The sequence below is a fragment of the Pseudomonas sp. JAI115 genome, assembly GCF_014200835.1.
Classification (GTDB): Bacteria; Pseudomonadota; Gammaproteobacteria; order Pseudomonadales; family Pseudomonadaceae; genus Aquipseudomonas; species Aquipseudomonas putida_A.
Window position 1 is genome coordinate 122,907 of record NZ_JACHCY010000002.1, and the last position, 21,425, is coordinate 144,331.

The 21,425-nt window shown below is 60.5% G+C and carries 16 protein-coding genes; 10 read left to right on the top strand and 6 right to left on the bottom strand.

The features are described from left to right. Nucleotides 1-293 precede the first annotated feature (293 nt). Nucleotides 294-2,492, bottom strand: coding sequence for a hypothetical protein (locus HDC30_RS05695; RefSeq protein ID WP_027614384.1), 2,199 nt, complete (start codon nt 2,490-2,492; stop codon nt 294-296). A 195-nt stretch (nt 2,493-2,687) separates the two neighbouring features. Between HDC30_RS05695 and HDC30_RS05700 the strand changes: the two genes are divergently transcribed. Beyond that, nucleotides 2,688-3,584: an NAD(P)-dependent oxidoreductase gene (locus HDC30_RS05700; RefSeq protein ID WP_177408940.1), complete on the top strand. Its 897-nt coding sequence runs from the start codon at nt 2,688-2,690 to the stop codon at nt 3,582-3,584. On the opposite strand, the gene HDC30_RS05705 is transcribed toward HDC30_RS05700, so the two are convergent. Continuing rightward, nucleotides 3,475-5,757 (bottom strand): bifunctional diguanylate cyclase/phosphodiesterase, encoded by a 2,283-nt coding sequence (locus HDC30_RS05705; protein WP_183781532.1) that lies wholly within the window; start codon nt 5,755-5,757, stop codon nt 3,475-3,477. The genes HDC30_RS05700 and HDC30_RS05705 overlap by 110 nt on opposite strands. A 148-nt stretch (nt 5,758-5,905) precedes the next feature. Beyond that, a complete protein-coding gene (locus HDC30_RS05710; RefSeq protein ID WP_183781535.1) occupies nt 5,906-6,274 on the bottom strand; it encodes a YkgJ family cysteine cluster protein in 369 nt (122 codons plus the stop codon). A 301-nt stretch (nt 6,275-6,575) separates the two neighbouring features. Here HDC30_RS05710 and HDC30_RS05715 point away from each other — a divergent pair, with 301 nt between their 5' ends. After that, a complete protein-coding gene (locus tag HDC30_RS05715) occupies nt 6,576-7,925 on the top strand; it encodes an MFS transporter (RefSeq protein ID WP_134785597.1) in 1,350 nt (449 codons plus the stop codon). 172 nt (nt 7,926-8,097) lie between these two features. On the opposite strand, the gene rapA is transcribed toward HDC30_RS05715, so the two are convergent. Next, the gene (rapA, locus tag HDC30_RS05720; RefSeq protein ID WP_097086592.1) at nt 8,098-10,944 is read right to left on the bottom strand and encodes an RNA polymerase-associated protein RapA; all 2,847 of its coding nucleotides are present in this window, start codon (nt 10,942-10,944) and stop codon (nt 8,098-8,100) included. A gap of 253 nt (nt 10,945-11,197) precedes the next feature. Between rapA and HDC30_RS05725 the strand changes: the two genes are divergently transcribed. From HDC30_RS05725 to ccoM, 3 genes are all read left to right on the top strand, one after another. After that, nucleotides 11,198-11,539 (top strand): hypothetical protein, encoded by a 342-nt coding sequence (locus HDC30_RS05725; RefSeq protein WP_003222394.1) that lies wholly within the window; start codon nt 11,198-11,200, stop codon nt 11,537-11,539. 112 nt (nt 11,540-11,651) lie between these two features. Next, a complete protein-coding gene (locus tag HDC30_RS05730) occupies nt 11,652-11,813 on the top strand; it encodes a hypothetical protein (RefSeq protein WP_096797040.1) in 162 nt (53 codons plus the stop codon). A gap of 148 nt (nt 11,814-11,961) precedes the next feature. Next, complete coding sequence (ccoM, locus tag HDC30_RS29310; protein ID WP_003222396.1) at nt 11,962-12,075, top strand: cytochrome c oxidase subunit CcoM; 114 nt, start codon at nt 11,962-11,964, stop codon at nt 12,073-12,075. Nucleotides 12,076-13,119: 1,044 nt separating this feature from the next. Here the strand turns inward: ccoM and HDC30_RS05735 are convergent. Together HDC30_RS05735 and HDC30_RS05740 are read right to left on the bottom strand one after the other, a co-directional pair. Further along, complete coding sequence (locus HDC30_RS05735) at nt 13,120-14,595, bottom strand: inorganic phosphate transporter (RefSeq protein ID WP_003222397.1); 1,476 nt, start codon at nt 14,593-14,595, stop codon at nt 13,120-13,122. Nucleotides 14,596-14,972: 377 nt separating this feature from the next. Beyond that, entirely contained in the window at nt 14,973-15,173 is a 201-nt protein-coding gene (locus HDC30_RS05740; RefSeq protein WP_003222398.1) for a hypothetical protein, read from the bottom strand. Nucleotides 15,174-15,826: 653 nt separating this feature from the next. On the opposite strand from HDC30_RS05740, the gene pcaR reads away from it, so the two are divergent. The 5 genes from pcaR to pcaF all read left to right on the top strand — a co-directional run bounded on the left by pcaR (nt 15,827) and on the right by pcaF (nt 21,416). After that, the gene (pcaR, locus tag HDC30_RS05745; RefSeq protein WP_007963153.1) at nt 15,827-16,669 is read left to right on the top strand and encodes a pca regulon transcriptional regulator PcaR; all 843 of its coding nucleotides are present in this window, start codon (nt 15,827-15,829) and stop codon (nt 16,667-16,669) included. A gap of 294 nt (nt 16,670-16,963) precedes the next feature. Continuing rightward, entirely contained in the window at nt 16,964-18,310 is a 1,347-nt protein-coding gene (locus HDC30_RS05750; RefSeq protein WP_047601129.1) for an MFS transporter, read from the top strand. A gap of 267 nt (nt 18,311-18,577) precedes the next feature. Beyond that, nucleotides 18,578-19,435 carry a CoA transferase subunit A gene (locus HDC30_RS05755; RefSeq protein WP_003222404.1) on the top strand — a complete coding sequence of 286 codons (858 nt, stop codon included), beginning with the start codon at nt 18,578-18,580 and terminating at the stop codon, nt 19,433-19,435. Then, nucleotides 19,435-20,214: a CoA-transferase subunit beta gene (locus tag HDC30_RS05760; protein ID WP_027614392.1), complete on the top strand. Its 780-nt coding sequence runs from the start codon at nt 19,435-19,437 to the stop codon at nt 20,212-20,214. Before HDC30_RS05755 ends, HDC30_RS05760 begins: the two co-directional genes overlap by 1 nt. After that, complete coding sequence (gene pcaF, locus HDC30_RS05765) at nt 20,211-21,416, top strand: 3-oxoadipyl-CoA thiolase (RefSeq protein ID WP_178083188.1); 1,206 nt, start codon at nt 20,211-20,213, stop codon at nt 21,414-21,416. Before HDC30_RS05760 ends, pcaF begins: the two co-directional genes overlap by 4 nt. Nucleotides 21,417-21,425: the final 9 nt, after the last annotated feature.

Genomic DNA, 21,425 nt, shown 5'->3' on the forward strand with positions numbered 1-21,425 from the left:
GCTTGTGCACCTTTGTAGTGCGCCTGGCCAGCAGCGAAAAGTGTGTAGCCGAGTAGCGTGATGGCACGTTGCCGTAGAGAAAGGCCACAAGCGTGGGTGGCCTCACGGTGACGTAAACGTAACGGGAACAGTTTATTGAGCAGCCGAAGGGCTGCTTAATTGTTTCTGGATATTGGCAATCAAGGTTTTGCGGTGTTTGGAGCGGCCTCTTCGCGAGCAGGCTCGCTCCCACATTTGGAATGCATTTCCCTGTGGGAGCGAGCCTGCTCGCGAATAGGGCAACTCGGTCTGGATCAGACCGAGTAAGTCTTGCCCGTATGGTTATTCAGGGAAATAACCTTGGTCTTGCCGATCCGGTGACGGTAGATCTCGCGCAGGTACTTGATCGACTTCTTCACGCAATCGCGCGACAGGCGAATGTCGTTGATCGAGACGAACTTGTCCTTGTCGTTGATCAGCTCGCGGTACTTCTTCTCGTACATCGGCTTGATCGCGTACCAGTTGGTGTCGAGGATCTTCGCCGGGTTCTCGAACTCGTTGAGCAGATCGTCGATGCGGTCTTCGTCGAACTCTTCATTAATGATGAAGTCGAGGATCGAGTTGTCCAAAGTCTCGTCAAAACGGTACGGCGTCTTGGCGAAGCAGCGCTTGATGAACGCCACGATCAACGTCAGGAAGTCGTCCGACAGGCACGGGCTCTTGGCGATCAGGGTGGTCAGCGACAGGTTGGCCGAAGCGCCGATCACCAGCGCATAACGCTTGAGCGTGGTGTTGGGGAACAGGCTGTTGAGGTGGGTCTTCAACCGGTTCAGATCCATGTACGACAGCTTGTAGTCTTTGGGCAACGAGACGATCGACACCACCGACGAGCAGTTCTTGAAGAAGTGCAGGTCGTGCAGCGCCGCGGCGTCGTAGCCGGAATTCTTGTACTGCTCCAGCGAGGCGCGATAGCGCTTGGATTCGATCGGCAGCAGGCTGATGCCTTCGATGGCCTGGGTGACCTTGTTGAAGTGCGGCAGGTCGATCGAGCGGAAGAACAGGTCATCGATGTTCAGACGCTGCGGCTCTTTGTCGAAGACCTTGAACTTGTCGCTGCTCGGCGGCGGGGTTTCCGGCACCACCGATTCGGCGTAGGCAATCGCCACCGGGCCGGCCAGACTCATGAACAGGTCGTTGGCATCCAGGCGAATGGTTTCGCCGATGTCGATGCCGGCGCGGCGGAAGTAGTTCTGGTCGTAGTCGGTGGTCACCGCCTGCGCCGTCAGAATGTTGAAGATCTGCTGCGAGATGTACTGGTTGGCGTGCTTCTCCATCGCATTGACATCAATGTTCTGGATGTTGCCGTCATCGCTCTCTTCGGCGTAACGCATGATGTCGTTGGAGATCAGCATCATCGCGTTCCATGGGCGGATACGGCCCATGACGCTGGCTTCGCTGCTGTCTTCATTGGCGAAGTTGTAGGAGAAATCCCATTCCTCCGACAGGTATTTGCACAGCAGGCGTCCGGCGTTGATGTGCAGCGCCTCGGACATTTCACTGCGGTGATCGGAAATGTTCGGCAGCACGCAGATGCCGCTGGTGAAGATCGGCTCGAACACGAACGAATGTCCGCTCTTGCCGTCGTGTTCGTCCATCGGCTTGGTGTCGAACGTCTTGTTCATGTACGAGTGCTGCTGGGCCAGGCCGAATTCCGAGGCCATGCCCGAACCGGTACCGCCGCCGGCACTGAAGATCGAGAAGTACAGGCGCGACTGGTTGGCCTTGATGCCGCAGCTGTCGATCAGGTACGAGTGGATCATTTTCCAGTCAGGGCTGGAGAAGCGCTGGGTGTCCTTGTTGAGGATGATCTTCGCCAGATACTGGCCGAGGATCGGCGCGTTACCGGCGCCACCGGCGTGGACTTCGGACAAGTCCATGATCTTCATTTTGCTGTAATCGCGCAGGAAGCCGCTTTTCTCGCCCTTGCGCGAGAAGCGGATGCGCCCGGCGATGTCCTTGTCGAGGTCGCCGAGCATCACCAGCGGTTCGACGAGGAACACTGGTTTGCTCGACTTGTTGGTGCCGATCCGCAGGTTGTTTTTGATCCACTGCGCCGGGCTGTAGCCCTTGTCGGCCAGACGGCGGTCAGCAGCGCGGTCTTCGTTGTTGAATTCGTTGAGGTAGAACTTGCGCGCGTTGTACACCAGCTCCGCGACGTCGAGTGCGATGTTCGAGCCGCAGCGACCGAGGCCGATCAGGCACACCGACGGAAACTCCTGATCGTTGTGCTGTTCGTTGTCGCCTTCCAGGTGCGGTGGACGCGGGAACACCAGATCACGCAGGCCATCGAGGTTGTCGAGGATGCGGTCGGTGTTGGTTTCGGTGTAGTACAGATATTGCTGAGTGCCCAGCGGGCGCGAGGGAGGCAATGGCTTCGATGATGACGGGCTGTTTGCGGCAGGGCTCAGGGTCAGATCGGATACCGCAGTGGCGGGATTGTTTTTAGAAGTCATTGTGCGCCATATACCTGGACTGGTTGGTCCGCTGACCAGTGTCAGCGAGCCTCACGGAATAAGATCTCGCGTCTTTTATTGCGCGAATTTGGCCCGGGCGTCAGGGGCTTGGCCTGATCGTCGCACGGGGGAATCCTTTCCTGATCGCTCATGAATCGGCCATTATTCAGTGATCTTTAATCAAAAAGAGGCGAAATGATGTCAACGCTCCCTTCGTTGGGTTTTGCCGGAATCGGCCTGATGGGCCTGCCGATGTGCCGCCGTTTGCTGGCTGCCGGCTACCCGTTGACCGTGTGGAATCGCAACCCGGCCAAGTGCGCGCCACTGGTCGAAGCCGGCGCCCGGCAGGTGGCAAGCCCCGCTGAACTGTGCGAACACGCGGACGTGGTGATGCTCTGTCTGGCCGACACGGCGGTGGTGCGCGAGGTGGTGTTTGGCGCCGGGGGTGTCGCTGAAGGTGCGAAAAGCGGCCAGTTGCTGGTGGACTTTTCCAGCCTCGAACCGACCGCTACCCGCGAGATGGCAACCGAGTTGGCCGACAAGACCGGGATGAGCTGGCTCGACTCACCGGTGTCCGGCGGCGTGGTGGGGGCCGAGGCCGGCAGTCTGGCGATCATGGTCGGCGGCGCGGTGGCGGATCTGGAGCGGGTGCACCCGGTGCTGCTCAACCTTGGTCAACGGGTCACGCACATGGGTGGCATCGGCGCCGGGCAGGTCACCAAGGCTTGCAACCAGATGATCGTCGCCTGTAATGCGCTGGTGATCGCCGAAGTAGTGGCGCTGGCCGAACAGGCCGGGGTCGATGCGAGCCTGATTGCCGAAGCGCTGGCCGGTGGTTTTGCCGATTCGAAACCGTTGCAGATCCTCGCCCCGCAAATGGCCGAGAGCCGTTTTGAACCGGTGAAATGGCACGTGCGCACGCTGCTCAAGGACCTCGATACCGCAGTGAAATTCTCCCGCGAACAAGGCTCGGCCACGCCGATCAGCGGATTGGCCGCACAATTGATGCGCCTGCATGGGGCGCAGGGCTTTTTGCAGAAGGATCCAGCGACACTGGTACAAATGTACCGCGCGCCAGACTCAACGGATTGACTGCATGCGAGTGTTTGCGCTGATTGATTTCTTCCAGCACCGGGCGTAACTCGTCCAGCGGCACCGGGCGGCTGAGCAGGTAGCCCTGAATGAAATCGCAGCCTGAGCGCTCGAGGAATTCGTACTGTTCCAGGCTCTCCACGCCTTCGGTCACCACCTGCAAATGCAGGGTGTGGGCCATGACGATGATCGCCTGGACGATCTCCATGTCGGCGGTCGCCGTGGGAATGTCGAGGATGAACGAGCGGTCGATTTTCAGCGTATTGAGCGGCAGGCGCTTGAGGTAGGCCAGCGACGAATAGCCAGTGCCGAAGTCGTCGATCGACAGCGAGACGCCGAGAGCGCGGATCTGCCGCAGTAGCACCAGGGTGTTGGCGATGTTGCCCATCAGCGCGTTTTCGGTGACTTCCAGTTCCAGCCGTTCCGGCGCAACGCCAGCGCTGCGCAGTGCGCTTTCGATCTCATCGGCCAGCTCTTCCCGGGCAAGGTTGAGCGGCGAGCAGTTCCAGGCGATTTTCAGGTCGTTGCAGCCATGCCGCGTCAGTTCGCCAAGGTCAGTGCAGGCCCGGCGCAACACCCAGTTATCCAGTTCGGCGATCAGGCCATTGGTTTCGGCGATCGCGATGAAGCGATCCGGGGCCAGCAAGCCATGCACCGGATGCTGCCAGCGGATCAGCGCTTCGAGTTTGGTCACTCGACCGGTTTTCAGTTCGAAGATCGGTTGGTAATACAGCGTCAGCCCGTTTTCTTCGCGCAGGGCCTGGCGCAGTTCTTCTTCCAGTTGCAGTTCGAGGCTGGCGCGGGTCTTCATGTTGGCACTGAAAAAATGCAGGCCGTTACGCCCGGCGCCCTTGGATTGATACAGCGCCAGATCCGCGTGCTTGAGCAGTTCTTCGCAGGTGGTGCCGTCGTCGGGGAACAGGCTGATGCCGATGCTGGTGGTCATCACCATACGGCGGCCGGCCAGTTCGATCGGCTCCTTCATTTTCAGCATGATCCGTTGCGCCATGTTGCGCGCTTCCTCACGTTCACGCAGGCTGATCAGGATGCAGAACTCGTCACCGCCGAAGCGGGCGACCACGTCTTCATGGCTGCGCACCGAGCCTTTGATGTGATTGGCGATGACTTTGAGCAGGGCGTCGCCGGCGTCATGGCCGAGGCTGTCGTTGATTCGCTTGAAGTGGTCGATGTCGAGAAACATCACCGCGAGCATGCCGCCTTCGCTGGTTTTCTGGTTGAGTTTCTCGGCGAAAAGCTGGTTGAAACCGCGGCGGTTGATCAGGTTGGTCAGCGCGTCGTAATTGGCCACTTGCTGCAATGACATCCGCGCCTGATCGAGCTGGCCGAGCAGGGCGTTGACCCGGCGCAGATCGTGTTCCTTGCTTTGCAGTTTCTTGTCGGCGAGTGCCGCGCTGATCGCGCTGCCGAGAATCAGCAGGATGATCAATGCGACGGTCAGGCCCAGTTGCAGGTAATTGGTTTCGCCGCTCAGGGTCGGTGCTGCGCCCTCGGGCACCACCAGATGCAACGCGGCCATGCCGGTGAAGTGCATGCTGATGATGCCGGCGCCGAGGATCACTGCGGCGGTGTATTTGAGCAACTGATGAAAACGGCCGCTGCCTTCACGCAGATAACCGGCGACCCACAGCGCGGCGAAGCTGGCGCCGATGGCAATCACGATCGACAGGCAGAACAGCAGCGGCTGGTAATACGCAGTGGCCACCGAGTGCATCGCCGCCATGCCGACGTAATGCATGCCGGCGATGCCCAGGCCAATAACGATGGCGGTTTTCAGGTATTGCATCAGCGAGGGTTGAGGCAAGCTCAGGGTGTGCATCGCCAGCCATGAGGCGAGCAGGGCGATCACCAGGGAAAACAGAGTGGTGGCCAGTTCGTAATGGATTTCCAGCGGCGCCTGGAATGCCAGCATGGCGATGAAGTGCATGGCCCAGATGCCGCCAGCCAGGCAGGTGGCGCCGATCCAGCGCCAGACCCGTTGCGAACCCGGATCTTCGGCGTGGCCAACCCGCTCGGCCATGTCGAGGGTGGCAAAACTCGCGGCGCAGGCGACCAGATAGGCCACCAGCACCAGCAAGGGATTGTGTGTGCAATCGAGAATGACCTGCCCGCTCTGCGGCAGCTCGGTAACAAACTGCAAACCAAGCCACTCCATAGCATCCCCGTCTGTGAAGTCGTCCCTGCTGCGTCAGCAACGCAGGCGAATGAGAGGAGTATACAGGCGGTTTTTGCCATGCAAGCGGTAGTGGCACATTGGCGCCAACCATTTCGGCATGAGACTTATAGCGATTGGCGCTAAACCATCAGGCGGTTTGGTCGTAAGGGATCTGATTCCATTTCGGTTCGAGCGGCGGCAAGCCGAAGCGGGCGCGCGCCTTGTCGCAATCGACATTCTGTTCGCCGTATTCCCAGGAAGCATCGAATTCGCGGCAGGGACTGGAGCGTTGCTCGTAAATCGAGCACTGCACGTTACTGCCCACTTCACCGATCAACGCCGTACACCGCGGCGATTTGCAGTCGGTGCCGTTCATCGCTACCCGACTGGGACTGATCTGCGTCACCAGTTCATCGGGCACCGTACCGCCGGAGGAGGCGCATTCACCCCAGAAAAAAGACACGCGAAAATGGGAACAGCAGGCACCGCAATTCAGACACGGACTGACTTCGGACATGGGGAGGGTATCAAAGGGGTTGATCGGCGAATCCGGACGGATCCGGCGGCTATTCTAGGCTTCGCCATGAACTTGGGAAGGGGGGCGCGAAAGTATTTTTTTGTAGCCGGGTTTTGCCGCGAAACCCCCGGTTTATGGGGGATTTCAGTGTTATCAAGGGCTTACGTTTCGTTACAGTGCCATGGCCCGTTATCAGGCTGACGAATGATCACAGACAGCCCCGGCAGGCCTGTCTAGATTGCAGGTTCCGGGCTCGGATGCGTCGGCAGTGAAGCCCACATAACAATAAAGAGACGGACCCATGCAGAACTCGACCCAAGCGGCGAATGCCTGGCGCATTCTGTTCCTGTTATTCCTTGCCAACCTGTTCAATTTCTTCGACCGCACCATTCCGGCGATCATCATCGAGCCGATCCGCATGGAATGGCACCTCAGCGATTTTCAACTGGGAATCGTCGGCACCGCGTTCACCCTGGTTTATGCGATCGCCGGCCTGCCGCTGGGGCGCATGGCCGATACCGGTTCGCGCAGCAAACTGATGGGCTGGGGCCTGGCGACCTGGAGCGCGCTGACGGCGGTCAACGGGCTGGTCGGCAGTTTCTGGAGTTTTCTGCTGGTGCGCATGGGCATCGGCATTGGCGAGGCCAGTTACGCGCCGGCCGCCAACTCGTTGATCGGTGACCTGTTCCCGGCGCACCGTCGGGCGCGGGCCATGGGTATTTTCATGCTCGGCCTGCCGTTGGGCCTGTTGCTGGCATTCTTCACCATCGGCGCGATGGTCAAGGCATTCGACAGCTGGCGCGCGCCGTTCTTTATCGCGGCGGTGCCGGGGCTGATCCTCGCGGTGTTCATGTTCTTCATCAAGGAACCCAAACGCGGCGCGGCGGAAACCGTGCAGGTGTCCCAAGAGAGAGTCGACAAGCCTATCCGCCGGGTGCTGGCGGTGCCGACATTCCTGTGGCTGGTGATGGCCGGTTTGTGCTTCAACTTCGCCACCTATGCCTGCAACTCGTTTCTGGTGCCGATGCTGCAGCGCTACTTCCTGATGCCGTTGCAGGAGGCGGCGGTGGCGACCGGCGTGATCGTCGGCGTCACCGGGTTGATCGGTCTGACCCTCGGCGGCTGGATCGCTGACAAGATTCATCAACGAGTCGCCAACGGCCGGCTGCTGTTTGCCGGCTTCAGCCTGATCATCTCGACCCTGTGCACCGCGTGGGCGCTGCATGCCGGACGGGTCGAGATCGGCGTGTTCGTCGCGGTGTTCAGCGTCGGCTGGCTGTTTGCCTATAACTTCTACACCTGCGTGTACACGGCGATTCAGGACGTGGTCGAACCACGCCTGCGGGCCACGGCGATGGCGCTGTTCTTTGCCGGGCTGTACCTGCTCGGCGGCGGCTTGGGGCCAGTGGTGGTGGGGGCCTTGTCCGACCATTTCGCCAAATCGGCGATGCTCTCGGCGGGGGCCGAGCAGATGACTGAGGCGTTCAAGGCTGTCGGGCTGCATGATGCGATGTACCTGATTCCGGTGGCGCTGTTCTTCACCATGGTGTTTCTGTTTCTGGCGGCGCGGTGTTTTGTACGCGATGCGCAGCGGATGAGGGAGGGGTTGGTGGCTGTGGTTGAGCCTGATGTTTCTGTGGCGACTGCATAACCGCCTTCGCGAGCAGGCTCGCTCCCACATTGGATCTCCAGCGTGAACACAATCCCTGTGGGAGCGAGCCTGCTCGCGAAAGGGCCAGTAGCATCACCGGATAAATAACAGACAAACAAAAAGGCCCGCATCACTGCGGGCCTTGTTGTTTTCAACGCTGGAGCAGGGCGGCTTAACCCGCCACCAACACCCGTATCGCTTCCAGACGCAATGCCGCTTTATCCAGCATCGCCAGACCCAGTTCACGCTGCTTGCGCAACGCATCCAGTTCGCTGTCGCGTACAGTCGGGTTGACCGCTTGCAACGCGGTCAGGCGCGCCAGTTCTTCGTCGGTGTCCGCCGCCAGACGACGACGGGCCTCGGCCACGCGCTCGGCGTGACGCGGGGTGATCTTGTCTTCACCGGCGTTGATCCGTGGCGTCAGCTGATCGCGCTGGGCCTGGATGAACTTGTTGGCGCTGGCGCGTGGCACGCTTTCCAGTTGATCGTTCAAGGTTTCGAACGAGACGCGGGCCGACAGATCGTTGCCGTTGGCGTCGAGCAGGCAGCGCAGGGCGGCCGGCGGCAGGTAGCGGCCCAGTTGCAGCGAGCGCGGTGCAACCACTTCGCTGACGTAGAGCAGTTCCAGCAACACCGTGCCCGGTTTCAGTGCCTTGTTCTTGATAAGCGCGACGGCGGTGTTGCCCATCGAACCGGACAGCACCAGGTCCATGCCGCCCTGCACCATCGGGTGTTCCCAGGTGATGAACTGCATGTCTTCGCGCGACAGCGCCTGGTTGCGGTCGTAGGTGATGGTCACGCCTTCGTCATCGCCCAGCGGGAAGCTGGCGTCGAGCATCTTCTCGCTCGGCTTGAGGATCAGGGCGTTTTCCGAATGGTCTTCGCTGTCGATGCCGAACGCGTCGAACAGGGTTTCCATATAGATCGGCAGGGCGAACTGATCGTCTTGCTCAAGGATGTCCTCGACCAACTGATCGCCTTCGCCCGAACCGCCGGAGTTCAGCTCCAGCAGACGGTCGCGGCCGGTGTGCAGCTCGGCTTCCAGACGCTCGCGCTCGGTGCGCGCTTCGTCAATCAGCGCTTGCCACTCACCGTCGTCGGCTTCTTCAAGCAGCGGCAGCAGGCGCGGGCCGAACTGATGCTGCAAGGCGTTGCCGGTCGGGCAGGTGTTGAGGAACGCGTTCAGGGCTTCGTGGTACCACTGGAACAGGCGCTCTTGCGGGCTGGTTTCCAGGTACGGCACGTGCAGTTCGATGATGTGCTTCTGGCCGATCCGGTCGAGACGACCGATACGCTGCTCAAGCAGGTCCGGGTGCGACGGCAGATCGAACAGCACCAAGTGATGGGCGAACTGGAAGTTGCGACCTTCACTGCCGATTTCCGAGCAGATCAGCACCTGCGCGCCGAACTCTTCGTCGGCAAAGTAGGCGGCGGCGCGGTCACGCTCAAGGATGTTCATGCCTTCGTGGAACACCGTGGCCGGGATGCCGGAGCGCACGCGCAGCGCGTCTTCCAGGTCCATCGCGGTTTCGGCGTGGGCGCAGATCACCAGCACTTTGGTGCGCTTGAGCATTTTCAGCTGATCGATCAGCCACTCGACGCGCGGGTCGAATTTCCACCAGCGCTCTTCTTCGCTGGCGTCCGGCTGGGCCTGGAAGCTGACTTCCGGGTACAGCTCGGCGTGATCACCCAGCGGCAGTTCGAGGTATTCGTCCGGGCATGGCAGCGGGTACGGGTGCAGTTTGCGCTCGGGGAAACCCTGCACCGCGGCGCGGGTGTTACGGAACAGCACGCGGCCGGTGCCGTGGCGGTCGAGCAGCTCGCGCACCAGACGCGCGCTGGCTTCGCTATCGCCATCGTTGACCGCGGTCAGCAAGGCTTCGCCTTCGTTGCCGAGGAAACCGTGGATGGTCTTGTGTGCTGCAGGCGACAGGCGCCCTTTGTCGAGCAGTTCCTGAACGGCTTCGGCCACCGGGCGATAGTTCTCGCTCTCGGCGCGGAACGCGGCCAGGTCATGGAAACGGTTCGGGTCGAGCAGGCGCAGACGGGCGAAGTGGCTGTCCTGACCGAGTTGTTCCGGGGTCGCGGTGAGCAGCAGCACGCCGGGAATCACTTCAGCCAATTGTTCGACCAGCGAGTACTCGGGGCTGGCCTTGTCTTCGTGCCACACCAGGTGGTGGGCTTCGTCGACCACCATCAGATCCCAGCCGGCGGCGAACAAGGCGTCCTGCGCCTTCTCGTCTTCGACCAGCCACTCCAGGGCAACCAATGCCAGCTGGGTGTCTTCGAACGGGTTGGTGGCATCGCTTTCGATGAAGCGTTCTTCGTCGAACAGCGCGACCTGCAGGTTGAAACGGCGGCGCATTTCCACCAGCCACTGGTGCTGCAGGTTTTCCGGCACCAGGATCAGCACACGGTTAGCGCGGCCCGAGAGCAGTTGGCGATGGATCACCAGACCGGCTTCGATGGTTTTCCCCAGACCCACTTCGTCCGCCAGCAGAACCCGTGGCGCAATGCGGTCGGCGACTTCACGGGCGATGTGCAGTTGGTGCGCGATCGGTTGCGCACGCACGCCGCCCAGGCCCCAGAGCGAGGACTGCAACTGGCGGCTGGTGTGTTCCAAGGTGTTGTAGCGCAGGGAGAACCACGACAGCGGGTCGATCTGCCCGGCGAACAGACGGTCGCTGGCCAGACGGAACTGAATGAAGTTCGACAGCTGGGTTTCCGGCAGGGTGACGGCTTCGTTCTGCCCGTTGAGGCCGTGATAGACCATCAGCCCGTCGACGTCGTCGACTTCGCGCACGGTCATCTTCCAGCCTTCGAAGTGAGTAATGGTGTCACCCGGCGAGAACCGCACGCGGGTGAGGGGCGCATTCCGTAGCGCGTACTGGCGGGTTTCGCCAGTGGCCGGGTAAAGCACGGTCAACAAGCGGCCGTCCTGTGCCAGAACGGTGCCTAAACCAAGCTCTGCTTCGCTGTCACTGATCCAGCGTTGCCCCGGTTGATACTGCTGCGCCATGCTGCCTGACTCCCACCTTGAAAAAGCGGGCTATCTTAACGGAATGCAGGCTTCAGGGCCAAAGATTACTGGGCAGGAGCTGCCGCAGACAGCGATCTTCTGATCTTTGGAAACACTTGAGATTTGTGGTGTCCGATTAAAAGATCGCAGCCTGCGGCAGCTCCTACAGGTGCCAAGTGCGTCACAGATTTGCGACGGATGGCTCAAGGCGCCTTTGCCGCAGCCGATAGCCTGCTGACAGGAGACCCTTTATATGCTGCCACCGATGCTCCCCCTGAGCGCTGTGCCGATCACTTCCCAGCAGGATCCGATTCGCCAGCGGCCGGACATTCCTCCGGTGGTGCCGGTGCAGGAAAGCTCCAACGAAAGCACGATTGATCTGCAAAAACGCGACCCGGAAGAGGATCGACTGCTGGCGCGCGAGGAACAGCGCCGTCAGCAGGAACGTGATCGTCGCCGTCGCGAAGCCGACGAAGACCCGGAAGAGCATCTGGCCGTGCCGGGCACCGAGCTGAATGCCGACAACACCGTGCCGGTGGTGCCGCTGATGGAAGATCAGCCGCGTCAGGGCTTGTGGGTCGATATCGAGATCTGAGTCTGCTTATTTACATCAATTGTTGTCGAGCGCTGGCGTCAGGCTGCATGATTGGCGCAGTCCTGCCTCTGATGCGGCAGTTGTGTTTTCTTCAAGTGATGCGCTGAACGTCATGAGCCAAGATGAAAAACTGATCGACCTCGGCACCGAGCGCGCCAAGCGTGTGCATGATCTCAACGAAAAGCGGCTGAACGAAGTGCGCAAGGCCTTCGAGCAAGCCATGCCGTTGGGAAAAGCCCAGAAAAAGCCGAAAAAGAAACCGAAAAAGCGTTGATCTTCCCCTGCATCCTTTGATGCAGGTCAGTTATTTTCCCGCCTTTGCCTTCTGTGTTGACCGGACTTGATCCTGGTCAATTTCTGCGCCTGCGCGATTGGTTAACTTAGCTCCATCGCAGCAAAGCAGGGGCCAGGAGGCCACAGTCATGTTTTTCGATAACGTGGTGTTTGCCGGGGTTCTGACCGTGGGGCTCATGGTTCTGTTTTTTGCAGGGTTTGGATTTTTTATCTGGAAGGATGCGAATAAGCGCAAGAAGTAGGTCTTTCCGGGTTTGATGAGCACGCAAGGCATTTTGGGGCGACTTCGGTTGCCCCTTTTTTTTGTGTCTTGGCGGCCTTTGGGCCGACCAGACTTTGGGTGTGCTTTGTGAATATCCGTTGCTGCGGTAACGGCGGCTTAGGGTTCCGCCCTTACGGCGGGTCACCTTTTCCAAACGCCGAAAAGGTAACCCAAAAGGCTTTACCCTGACGTTCGGCCCTCGCTTAGGCTCGGGTTCCTTCGCTGCGGGATTCATCCGGGGGCAGCGCCTACGGTTTGCTTCGCTGCACCTCCTCTCGCTGTGTTTGGCTGCGCCAAACGGTCGCTGCGCTCCCACCCCCGGATAAACCCCTCCACTCAGCCTGCCGACGGGCCCTCAGATCAAAAGCTTTACTCGAGCTAACGCTCATCGTGTTGAGTGGTGGAAAAGCGTGCGCTCGGCTTTTGCTTTTTTGTAGGAGCCAGCCTGCTGGCGATGGCGGCCTACGAGCCGACCGATCTCTGCTGAATGCACTCATCCAACTGTGGGAGCGAGCTTGCTCGCGAAGGCGGCCTGACAGCCGACCAAATCTCAAAACTGAATACACCCAATCCCCTGTAGGAACTGCCGAAGGCTGTGATCTTTTGATCTGCTTTGGCTTTGGCTTTGGCTTTGGCTTTGGCTTTGGCTTTGGCTTTGGCTTTGGCTCTTGATGTGGCTTTTGATCTTCAGCCCCTTCGGCAGGCCGAGCGAAGGTGTCCATCAGGGGTTAGGCGCGCAGCGCCATGCGGCGAAGCCGCATACATCGAGAGGAGGTGCAGCGAAGCAAACCGGAGGCGATGCCCCCTGATGGACACCGTAGCGAGGGAACACTGAGCCTAAGCGAAGTGCCGTACGCCGGGGGAAGCCTTTTTGGTTACTTTTTCGGCGTTTGGAAAAAGTGACCCGCCGTAAGGGCGGAACCATAGGAGGCCGTTACCGCAGCAACGGATATGCTCACAAAACCAAACCCAAAAAAAAGGCGCGATCCTCACGAATCACGCCTTTCTCATGTGCTGCGGTCTATCAGCTACCCAACGCTTTGGACGCCAACCAGAACAACCCAGCCGACAGCGCCACAGTCGCCGGCAAGGTCAAAACCCACGCCAGCAAGATGGTGCGAACAGTCCCACCCTGCAGGCCGCTCTTGTTGGCGACCATGGTGCCCGCCACGCCCGAGGACAGCACGTGAGTGGTCGATACCGGCAGACTGAAGATGTTGGCCATACCGATCAAACTGGCGGTAGTGATCTGCGCCGACATGCCCTGGGAATAGGTCATGCCCTGCTTGCCGATCTTCTCGCCGATGGTCAGTACCACGCGTTTCCAGCCGACCATGGTACCCAGGCCGAGGGCCAGGGCGACCGCGAGAATCACCCAGAACGGGGCGTATTCGGTGGTGGTGGTCAGGTCTTTGCGCAGTTTGTCCAGGTCAGCCTTCTCACGCGCTTCCAGGCCTGGCAGCTTGCCGACTTTCTTCGCGGTGTCGTCCAGGCACAGCAAGTAGCGACGGACTTCGATGCGGCTTTCCGAGGACAGCGAATGGTAGTCCGCTACACCTTTAAGGGTGCCAAGCAGGGCGTTGATGGTCGGTTCGGTCTGCTGCGGGTTGCAGCGGAATTTTTCCGGCAGATCGCCTTCAACACTTTTGCCCAGGGCCAGGAATTCGCCCAGGGAATCGGCGTTGCGCTTGTAGAACTGGCTCAGGTGCAGGGTCGCGTCGCGGGTGCGCTCGATCTGGTAGGTGGTGCTGCTCAGGTCGAGGACGAACTGCGCAGGCACGATACCGATCAGTACCAGCATGATCAGGCCGATGCCTTTCTGGCCATCGTTGGAACCGTGCACGAAGCTCACGGCCATGGCCGAAATCACCAGAACCAGACGGTTCCAGAACGGCGGGTGCTTTTTGTCGTCGATCTTGCGGCGCTGTTCCGGAGTCTTGTGCATCTTCGACAGCGGACGCCACCACTTCAGGCCGATCAGGATCAGCGCGGCGATCAGGAAGCCAGCCATTGGCGAAAACACCAGCGAGGCGCCGATGTCGATCGCTTTCTGCCAGTTCACGCCGTCGGCCAACGGGATGTTGTTGATCAGGGCGTTGGCCAGGCCGACACCGAGGATCGAGCCGATCAGGGTGTGGGAACTGGAGGCCGGGATACCGAAGTACCAGGTGCCCAGGTTCCAAGTGATCGCCGCGGCGAGCAACGAGAACACCATCGCCAGGCCATGGCCGGTGTTCACATTGATCAGCAGTTCCACCGGCAGCAGGTGAACAATGGCATACGCCACGCCAACGCCGCCCAGCAACACGCCGAGGAAGTTGAACACACCGGAGAAGAACACCGCCAGGTGAGGCGGCATGGCTTTGGTGTAGATAACAGTGGCTACCGCGTTAGCGGTGTCATGAAATCCATTGATGAACTCGAAGGCGAGGACAAACGTCAGGGCGAGCAAGAGGCTCACAAGCACCCAAGCATCCAGTCCGCTGAATAAATCGATCATGAAGGTTTTCTGACCCGGTCATAAGGGGGCGCGATTATGCCAGAAAAGACTGGAAATCGATCCCCTACCTGCTCATCGGTAGCAATCAATGTCGAATTAAATTGTTGCAAGGTGCAATGCCCGAGCATGTTGCAGGGTTTTTCAAGTGTTTGATTAGCTTGAAAAAACCTTCGGGCAGCAGGCATTTCGTTGAGCGCGCGCGAGCCTCAAACGCCTGTGTGAAATATCTCTGAAACGAGTCAGACACGCTCCTTTCCCGTGCAGGCCGGGGGGAGGTGGGCCGCTGCCCGCGGATAGCGGGCGCGCAAGGCATGGTCGGGTCACCGTGCTTTTAGCCGGTGGCGACGCAGACCCTCGAAAATCTCAGGATCGCCCGTTCAGGGCTCTTCGGTTTTGAGTTCTTCTTCCATCTTTTTCAGTTCTTGCTGGAAAACCTGATCCTGAACGGTGGGGCGTTTGCGCCATGCCTTGCGTTCCGGTTCGGGTTGCGCGGCGTAGGTGGTGACTTCCCCGCCGTAAACTTCCTTGTAACGTTGTTCCTGGCGCTCAAGTTCCGCGCGCAGTTCGTCTTTCGTCACAGTGCTACCTGTTTGAGTTGAGATAAATATCTGGTGAAACGCACGGCAACGAGTCGATTGAACACGTCCACCAACGGGCCATGCCGGTTCAGGCATTGGCGTTATCGGCAGGGCGATCAAGACTTCCATGTTGCAGGCGGCTACGGCACCAGATTAAAACTGACGCAGCATCAGTTTCCTGTTTCAGCAAGCGCGCTGGCGGTGCATGAATAATGAGCGTCAGGCGCTGGCCGGGCTGACGGCAATAGGCATCGGGTCAGCGGGCGGCACCCTCGGCCAGTGAAAACGTGGCGCCACTGAGGTGCATTATAGCGGTCGATTCGGGAATGACTATCTTTGCCAAGTTAAAAACGGTTCGGGATGTGTGATCGTTTTGTTACTGACAAGTTTTATCGCTAGTTGAAATTCGCCGAAACCTTTTAAGGACTCGCGTTCAGTTTCTGGCGCCATTAAGTCGATCAACTAATGAGGCATGCGAAGTTGGATGAACAGGCAGGTGAACGAATGAAGAAGCCGAGAAGGACAGCGGCTGATGGATTGCGATAATCGGTCGGCGGTTCGATAATCGCCCAATCTTGGCGTCTCGACTCTTGTGCATCTGCTGGCGAGCCGCTTGTATAGCCATTGATTCGTGCCGGAAACAAGGACAAGAAATGAACGATCAAATGCGCAACTCCTTCACCTCCGTGGCGCCGCCGATCGTCGCTTCGCCGGCCAAACGCATCCAGGCGCTGACCGGCGATCCGGATTTCATGACCTCGCTGGCCCGTGGCCTGGCGGTGGTGCAGGCATTTCAGGAGCGCAAGCGGCACCTGACCATCGCCCAGATCAGCCATCGCACGGAAATTCCCCGCGCTGCCGTGCGCCGTTGCCTGCACACTCTGATCAAACTGGGTTACGCCACCACCGATGGCCGCACGTACTCGTTGTTGCCCAAAGTGCTGACCCTCGGCCACGCGTATCTGTCGTCGACGCCGCTGGCGGTGTCGGCCCAGCCGTACCTCGACCGCATGAGCGAGCAACTGCACGAAGCCTGCAACATGGCCACGCTCGAAGGTGACGACATTTTGTACATCGCCCGCTCGGCGACCACGCAACGGCTGATCTCGGTGGACCTGTCGGTGGGCGGGCGTCTGCCGGCCTATTGCACATCGATGGGCCGCATCCTGCTGGCGGCGCTGGACGACACCTCGCTGCGCGAATACCTCGACCATGCCGAACTGGTGGCCAAGACCAGCCGCACGCTGCACACCCCCGAAAGTCTGCTCGAATGCCTGCAGGAAGTACGGCAGCAGGGATGGTGCATCGTCGATCAGGAACTCGAACAAGGCCTGCGTTCGATTGCCGTGCCGGTTTACGATGCGTCGGGCCAGGTGGTGGCGGCGCTTAATGTCAGCACCCACGCCGGCCGCGTCAGCCGTACCGAACTGGAACAACGCTTCCTGCCGGGCCTGCTCAGTGCCAGCCGCGACCTCAGCGCGCAGTTGTTCGCCTGATGAAGCTGTTCGATAAACGCACAGTGTTGCGTTTATCGAATTGACGCTAAAAGCCCCGGATCATTAATGTCGCGGCAGCGTCATCCGGCGCAGATTTGAATGAGCCTGCCGGATTGTCGACTCCCATAATAATGACAAGAGGCAACTCACCATGCGCATGCTCCCCGACTGTCTCAGCTCCATCCCCTGTTGCCGGGTTTCCCGCAACGCCTGATCCAGACCTTCTATTCTTGTGACCGTGCCGCTCTTCGGCCGGCCGCCGTTCGACTGCGTTTTTTGCGTGGAATAAAAATAATGAACCAGCCTCAGTCCGCTGTAGGTAACTGCCTCGACGTGCAGACCTTCATCAATGCCCAACCGATCTCGCGCTATCAGTGGCGGGTGGTGATCCTGTGTTTCTTGATTGTATTTCTCGATGGTCTCGACACCGCGGCGATGGGGTTTATCGCGCCGGCACTGTCCCAGGACTGGGGCATCGACCGCGCCAGCCTGGGCCCGGTAATGAGCGCCGCGTTGATCGGCATGGTCTTCGGCGCACTGGGTTCCGGCCCGCTGGCTGACCGCTTCGGACGCAAAGTGGTGCTGGTTGGCGCGGTGCTGTTGTTCGGCGCTTTCAGCCTGGCCTCGGCCTACAGCACCAACGTCGAGCAACTGCTGGTGTTGCGCTTCCTCACCGGCCTCGGTCTGGGCGCCGGCATGCCCAACGCCACCACGCTGCTCTCGGAATACACCCCGGAGCGCAAGAAATCCTTGCTGGTGACCAGCATGTTCTGCGGCTTCAACCTCGGCATGGCCGGTGGCGGTTTCATTTCGGCGAAGCTGATCCCGGCGTTCGGCTGGCACAGCCTGCTGCTGATCGGCGGGATCCTGCCGCTGATCCTCGCGGTGGTGCTGCTGTTCTGGCTGCCGGAGTCGGCGCGTTTTCTGGTGGTGCGCAATCGCGGCACCGACAAAGTACGCAAGACCCTGTCGCCGATCGATCCGGTCGCCGTTGCGCAAGCCTCGAGTTTCAGCGTACCGGAACAGAAAACCGTCAAGGCGCGCAACGTGTTCGCGGTGATTTTCTCCGGCACCTACAGCGTCGGTACCTTGCTGCTGTGGCTGACCTACTTCATGGGCCTGGTCATCGTTTATCTGCTGACCAGTTGGCTGCCGACCCTGATGCGTGACAGCGGCGCGAGCATGGAGCAGGCGGCGTTCATTGGCGCGTTGTTCCAGTTTGGCGGGGTGTTGAGTGCGGTCGCTGTGGGTTGGGCGATGGACCGCTTCAATCCGCACAAGGTCATCGGCACGTTCTACCTGCTGGCCGGGGTGTTTGCCTATGCGGTGGGGCAGAGCCTGGGCAACATCACGCTGCTCGCGACTTTGGTGTTGGTGGCGGGTATGTGCGTCAACGGCGCGCAATCGGCGATGCCTTCATTGGCGGCACGGTTTTATCCGACCCAGGGGCGCGCGACCGGGGTCTCGTGGATGCTCGGGATTGGCCGCTTTGGCGCGATTCTCGGGGCGTGGATGGGCGCGACGTTGCTGGGGTTGGGCTGGAACTTTGAGCAGGTGTTGACGGCGCTGGTGATTCCGGCGGCGTTGGCGACGACGGCGGTGGTGATCAAAGGCATGGTCAGTCATGCGGATGCGACTTGAGTTTAAGCGTCGGAATATTTGTTGAATGTTCCGGCCCTTTCGCGAGCAGGCTCGCTCCCACATTTTGAAATGCATTCCAATGTGGGAGCGAGCCTGCTCGCGAATGAGGAGATAGTTAGGGGAGTAACAATCCGTTCGATAAACGAACACTCAGTCGATTATCGGATTGTTTGGCGATTTTCAGCGGCTTAATCTGCAGTGACTCCGGCGCTGAACCTCGCGCCTTTTTATCACTGGCGATTCACTACAAAAACGGGAGCCTGCTCCATGGCTGAGATCCTTTCGCTGCACGACGCGGTGAAGCAATTCGTCAACGACGGCGACACCGTCGCGCTCGAAGGCTTCACTCACCTGATTCCGACAGCCGCAGGTCATGAAATCATTCGGCAGGGCAAGAAAGATCTGACCCTGGTGCGGATGACGCCTGACCTGATCTACGACCAACTGATCGGTGCCGGTTGTGCACGCAAGCTGATCTTTTCCTGGGGCGGCAATCCGGGTGTGGGTTCGCTGCACCGTCTGCGCGATGCGGTCGAGAAGCAGTGGCCGCATGCCCTGGAAATCGAAGAGCACAGCCACGCCGACCTGGCCAATGCCTACGTCGCCGGCGCTTCCGGCCTGCCGTTCGCCGTACTGCGGGCCTACGCCGGTTCCGACCTGCCGAAGGTCAACCCGCTGATCAAGTCCGTGACCTGCCCGTTCACCGGTGAAGTGCTGGCGGCGGTGCCGTCGGTACGTCCAGACGTCACCGTGATCCACGCACAGAAGGCCGACCGTCAGGGCAACGTGCTGCTGTGGGGCATTCTCGGGGTGCAGAAAGAAGCGGCACTGGCAGCCAAGCGCTGCATCGTCACCGTCGAGGAAATCGTCGACAACCTCAACGCCCCGATGAACGCTTGCGTGCTGCCGACCTGGGCCTTGAGCGCGGTCTGCCACGTACCCGGCGGCGCGCATCCATCCTACGCCCACGGTTACACCGAGCGTGACAATCGCTTCTATCAGGCGTGGGATCCGATCGCCCGCGACCGTGAGACGTTTACCGCGTGGATCAACGAATACATCCATGGCTGCGCTGACTTCAGCGAGTTTCAGGCCAAGTTGGCCGCTGCTTCGGAGGCCAAGTAATGACTTACACCACCAATGAAATGATGACCGTCGCGGCGGCCCGTCGCCTGAAGAACGGCTCGGTGTGCTTCGTCGGCATCGGCCTGCCGTCGAAAGCCGCCAACCTTGCGCGCCTGACTTCGTCGCCGGACGTGGTGCTGATCTACGAATCGGGTCCGATTGGCGCCAAGCCGAGCGTGCTGCCGCTGTCGATCGGTGATGGTGAACTGGCGGAAACCGCCGACACCGTCGTGCCGACCGGTGAGATTTTTCGCTACTGGCTGCAAGGCGGGCGCATCGACGTCGGTTTTCTCGGCGCGGCGCAGGTCGACCGTTTCGGCAACATCAACACCACTGTGGTCGGCGATTACCACGCGCCGAAAGTACGTTTGCCGGGTGCCGGTGGCGCGCCGGAAATCGCCGGTTCGGCGAAGAGCGTGTTGATCATCCTCAAGCAGTCGGCGCGTTCGTTCGTCGACAAGCTCGACTTCATTACCTCGGTCGGTCATGGCGAGGGCGGCGATTCGCGCAAGCGTCTGGGCCTGCCGGGTGCTGGCCCGGTCGGGATCATTACCGACCTGTGCATCATGGAACCGGAGCAGGGCACCCACGAATTCGTGGTCACCGCCCTGCATCCAGGCGTGACCCGCGAGCAAGTGGTCGCCGCCACCGGTTGGGCGATCCGCTTTGCCGACAACGTTGAAACCACGGCGGCACCGACCGAGGTCGAACTCACTGCACTGCGCGATCTCGAAGCGCGCACCGCCGCCGCCCACGGTCAGGCACCGGGAGAAGCATGATGCGTGACGTGTATATCTGCGACGCGATTCGTACCCCTATCGGCCGGTTCGGCGGTGGTCTGTCCGCCGTGCGCGCCGACGATCTGGCCGCCGTGCCGATCAAGGCGCTGATGGAACGCAATCCGTCGGTGGACTGGAACGCGATCGATGAAGTGTTCCTCGGCTGCGCCAACCAGGCTGGCGAAGACAACCGCAACGTGGCGCGCATGGCGCTGCTGCTGGCGGGCTTGCCGGAGAGCGTGCCGGGCGTGACCCTCAACCGTCTCTGCGCTTCGGGCATGGACGCGATCGGCACTGCTTTCCGTGCGATTGCCAGCGGCGAGATGGAGCTGGCGATTGCCGGCGGCGTCGAGTCGATGTCCCGCGCGCCGTTCGTGATGGGCAAGGCGGACGCAGCGTTCTCGCGCAACATGAAACTGGAAGACACCACCATTGGCTGGCGTTTCATCAACCCGCTGATGAAAGCCCAGTACGGCGTCGATGCGATGCCGCAGACCGCCGACAACGTCGCTGACGACTATAAGGTTTCGCGTGCCGATCAGGACGCTTTCGCGTTGCGCAGTCAGCAACGCACGGCCGCTGCACAAGCGGCGGGCTATTTCGCCGAGGAGATCGTCGAAGTACGGATCGCCCACAAGAAGGGCGAAACCGTGGTCAGCCAGGACGAACATCCACGCGCCGACACCACGCTCGAAGCGCTGACCAAACTCAAACCGGTCAACGGCCCGGACAAGACTGTCACCGCCGGCAATGCGTCCGGGGTCAACGACGGCGCCGCCGCGCTGATTCTCGCGTCGGCGGAAGCGGTGAAAAAACACGGCCTGACAGCACGGGCCAAAGTGCTGGGTATGGCCAGCGCCGGTGTTGCACCTAGGGTGATGGGCATCGGCCCGGTGCCGGCGGTGCGCAAACTGATTGAGCGTCTCGGCGTGGCGGTCAGCGATTTCGATGTGATCGAACTCAACGAAGCCTTCGCCAGCCAAGGCCTGGCAGTGCTGCGTGAATTGGGTCTGGCGGATGATGCGCCGCAGGTCAACCCGAACGGTGGCGCGATTGCCTTGGGCCACCCGTTGGGCATGAGCGGCGCGCGACTGGTGCTGACGGCGCTGCATCAGCTGGAAAAGACCGCCGGCAAGAAAGGTCTGGCGACCATGTGCGTCGGCGTCGGGCAGGGTCTGGCCCTGGCCATCGAACGCGTCTGACGCAGCGCG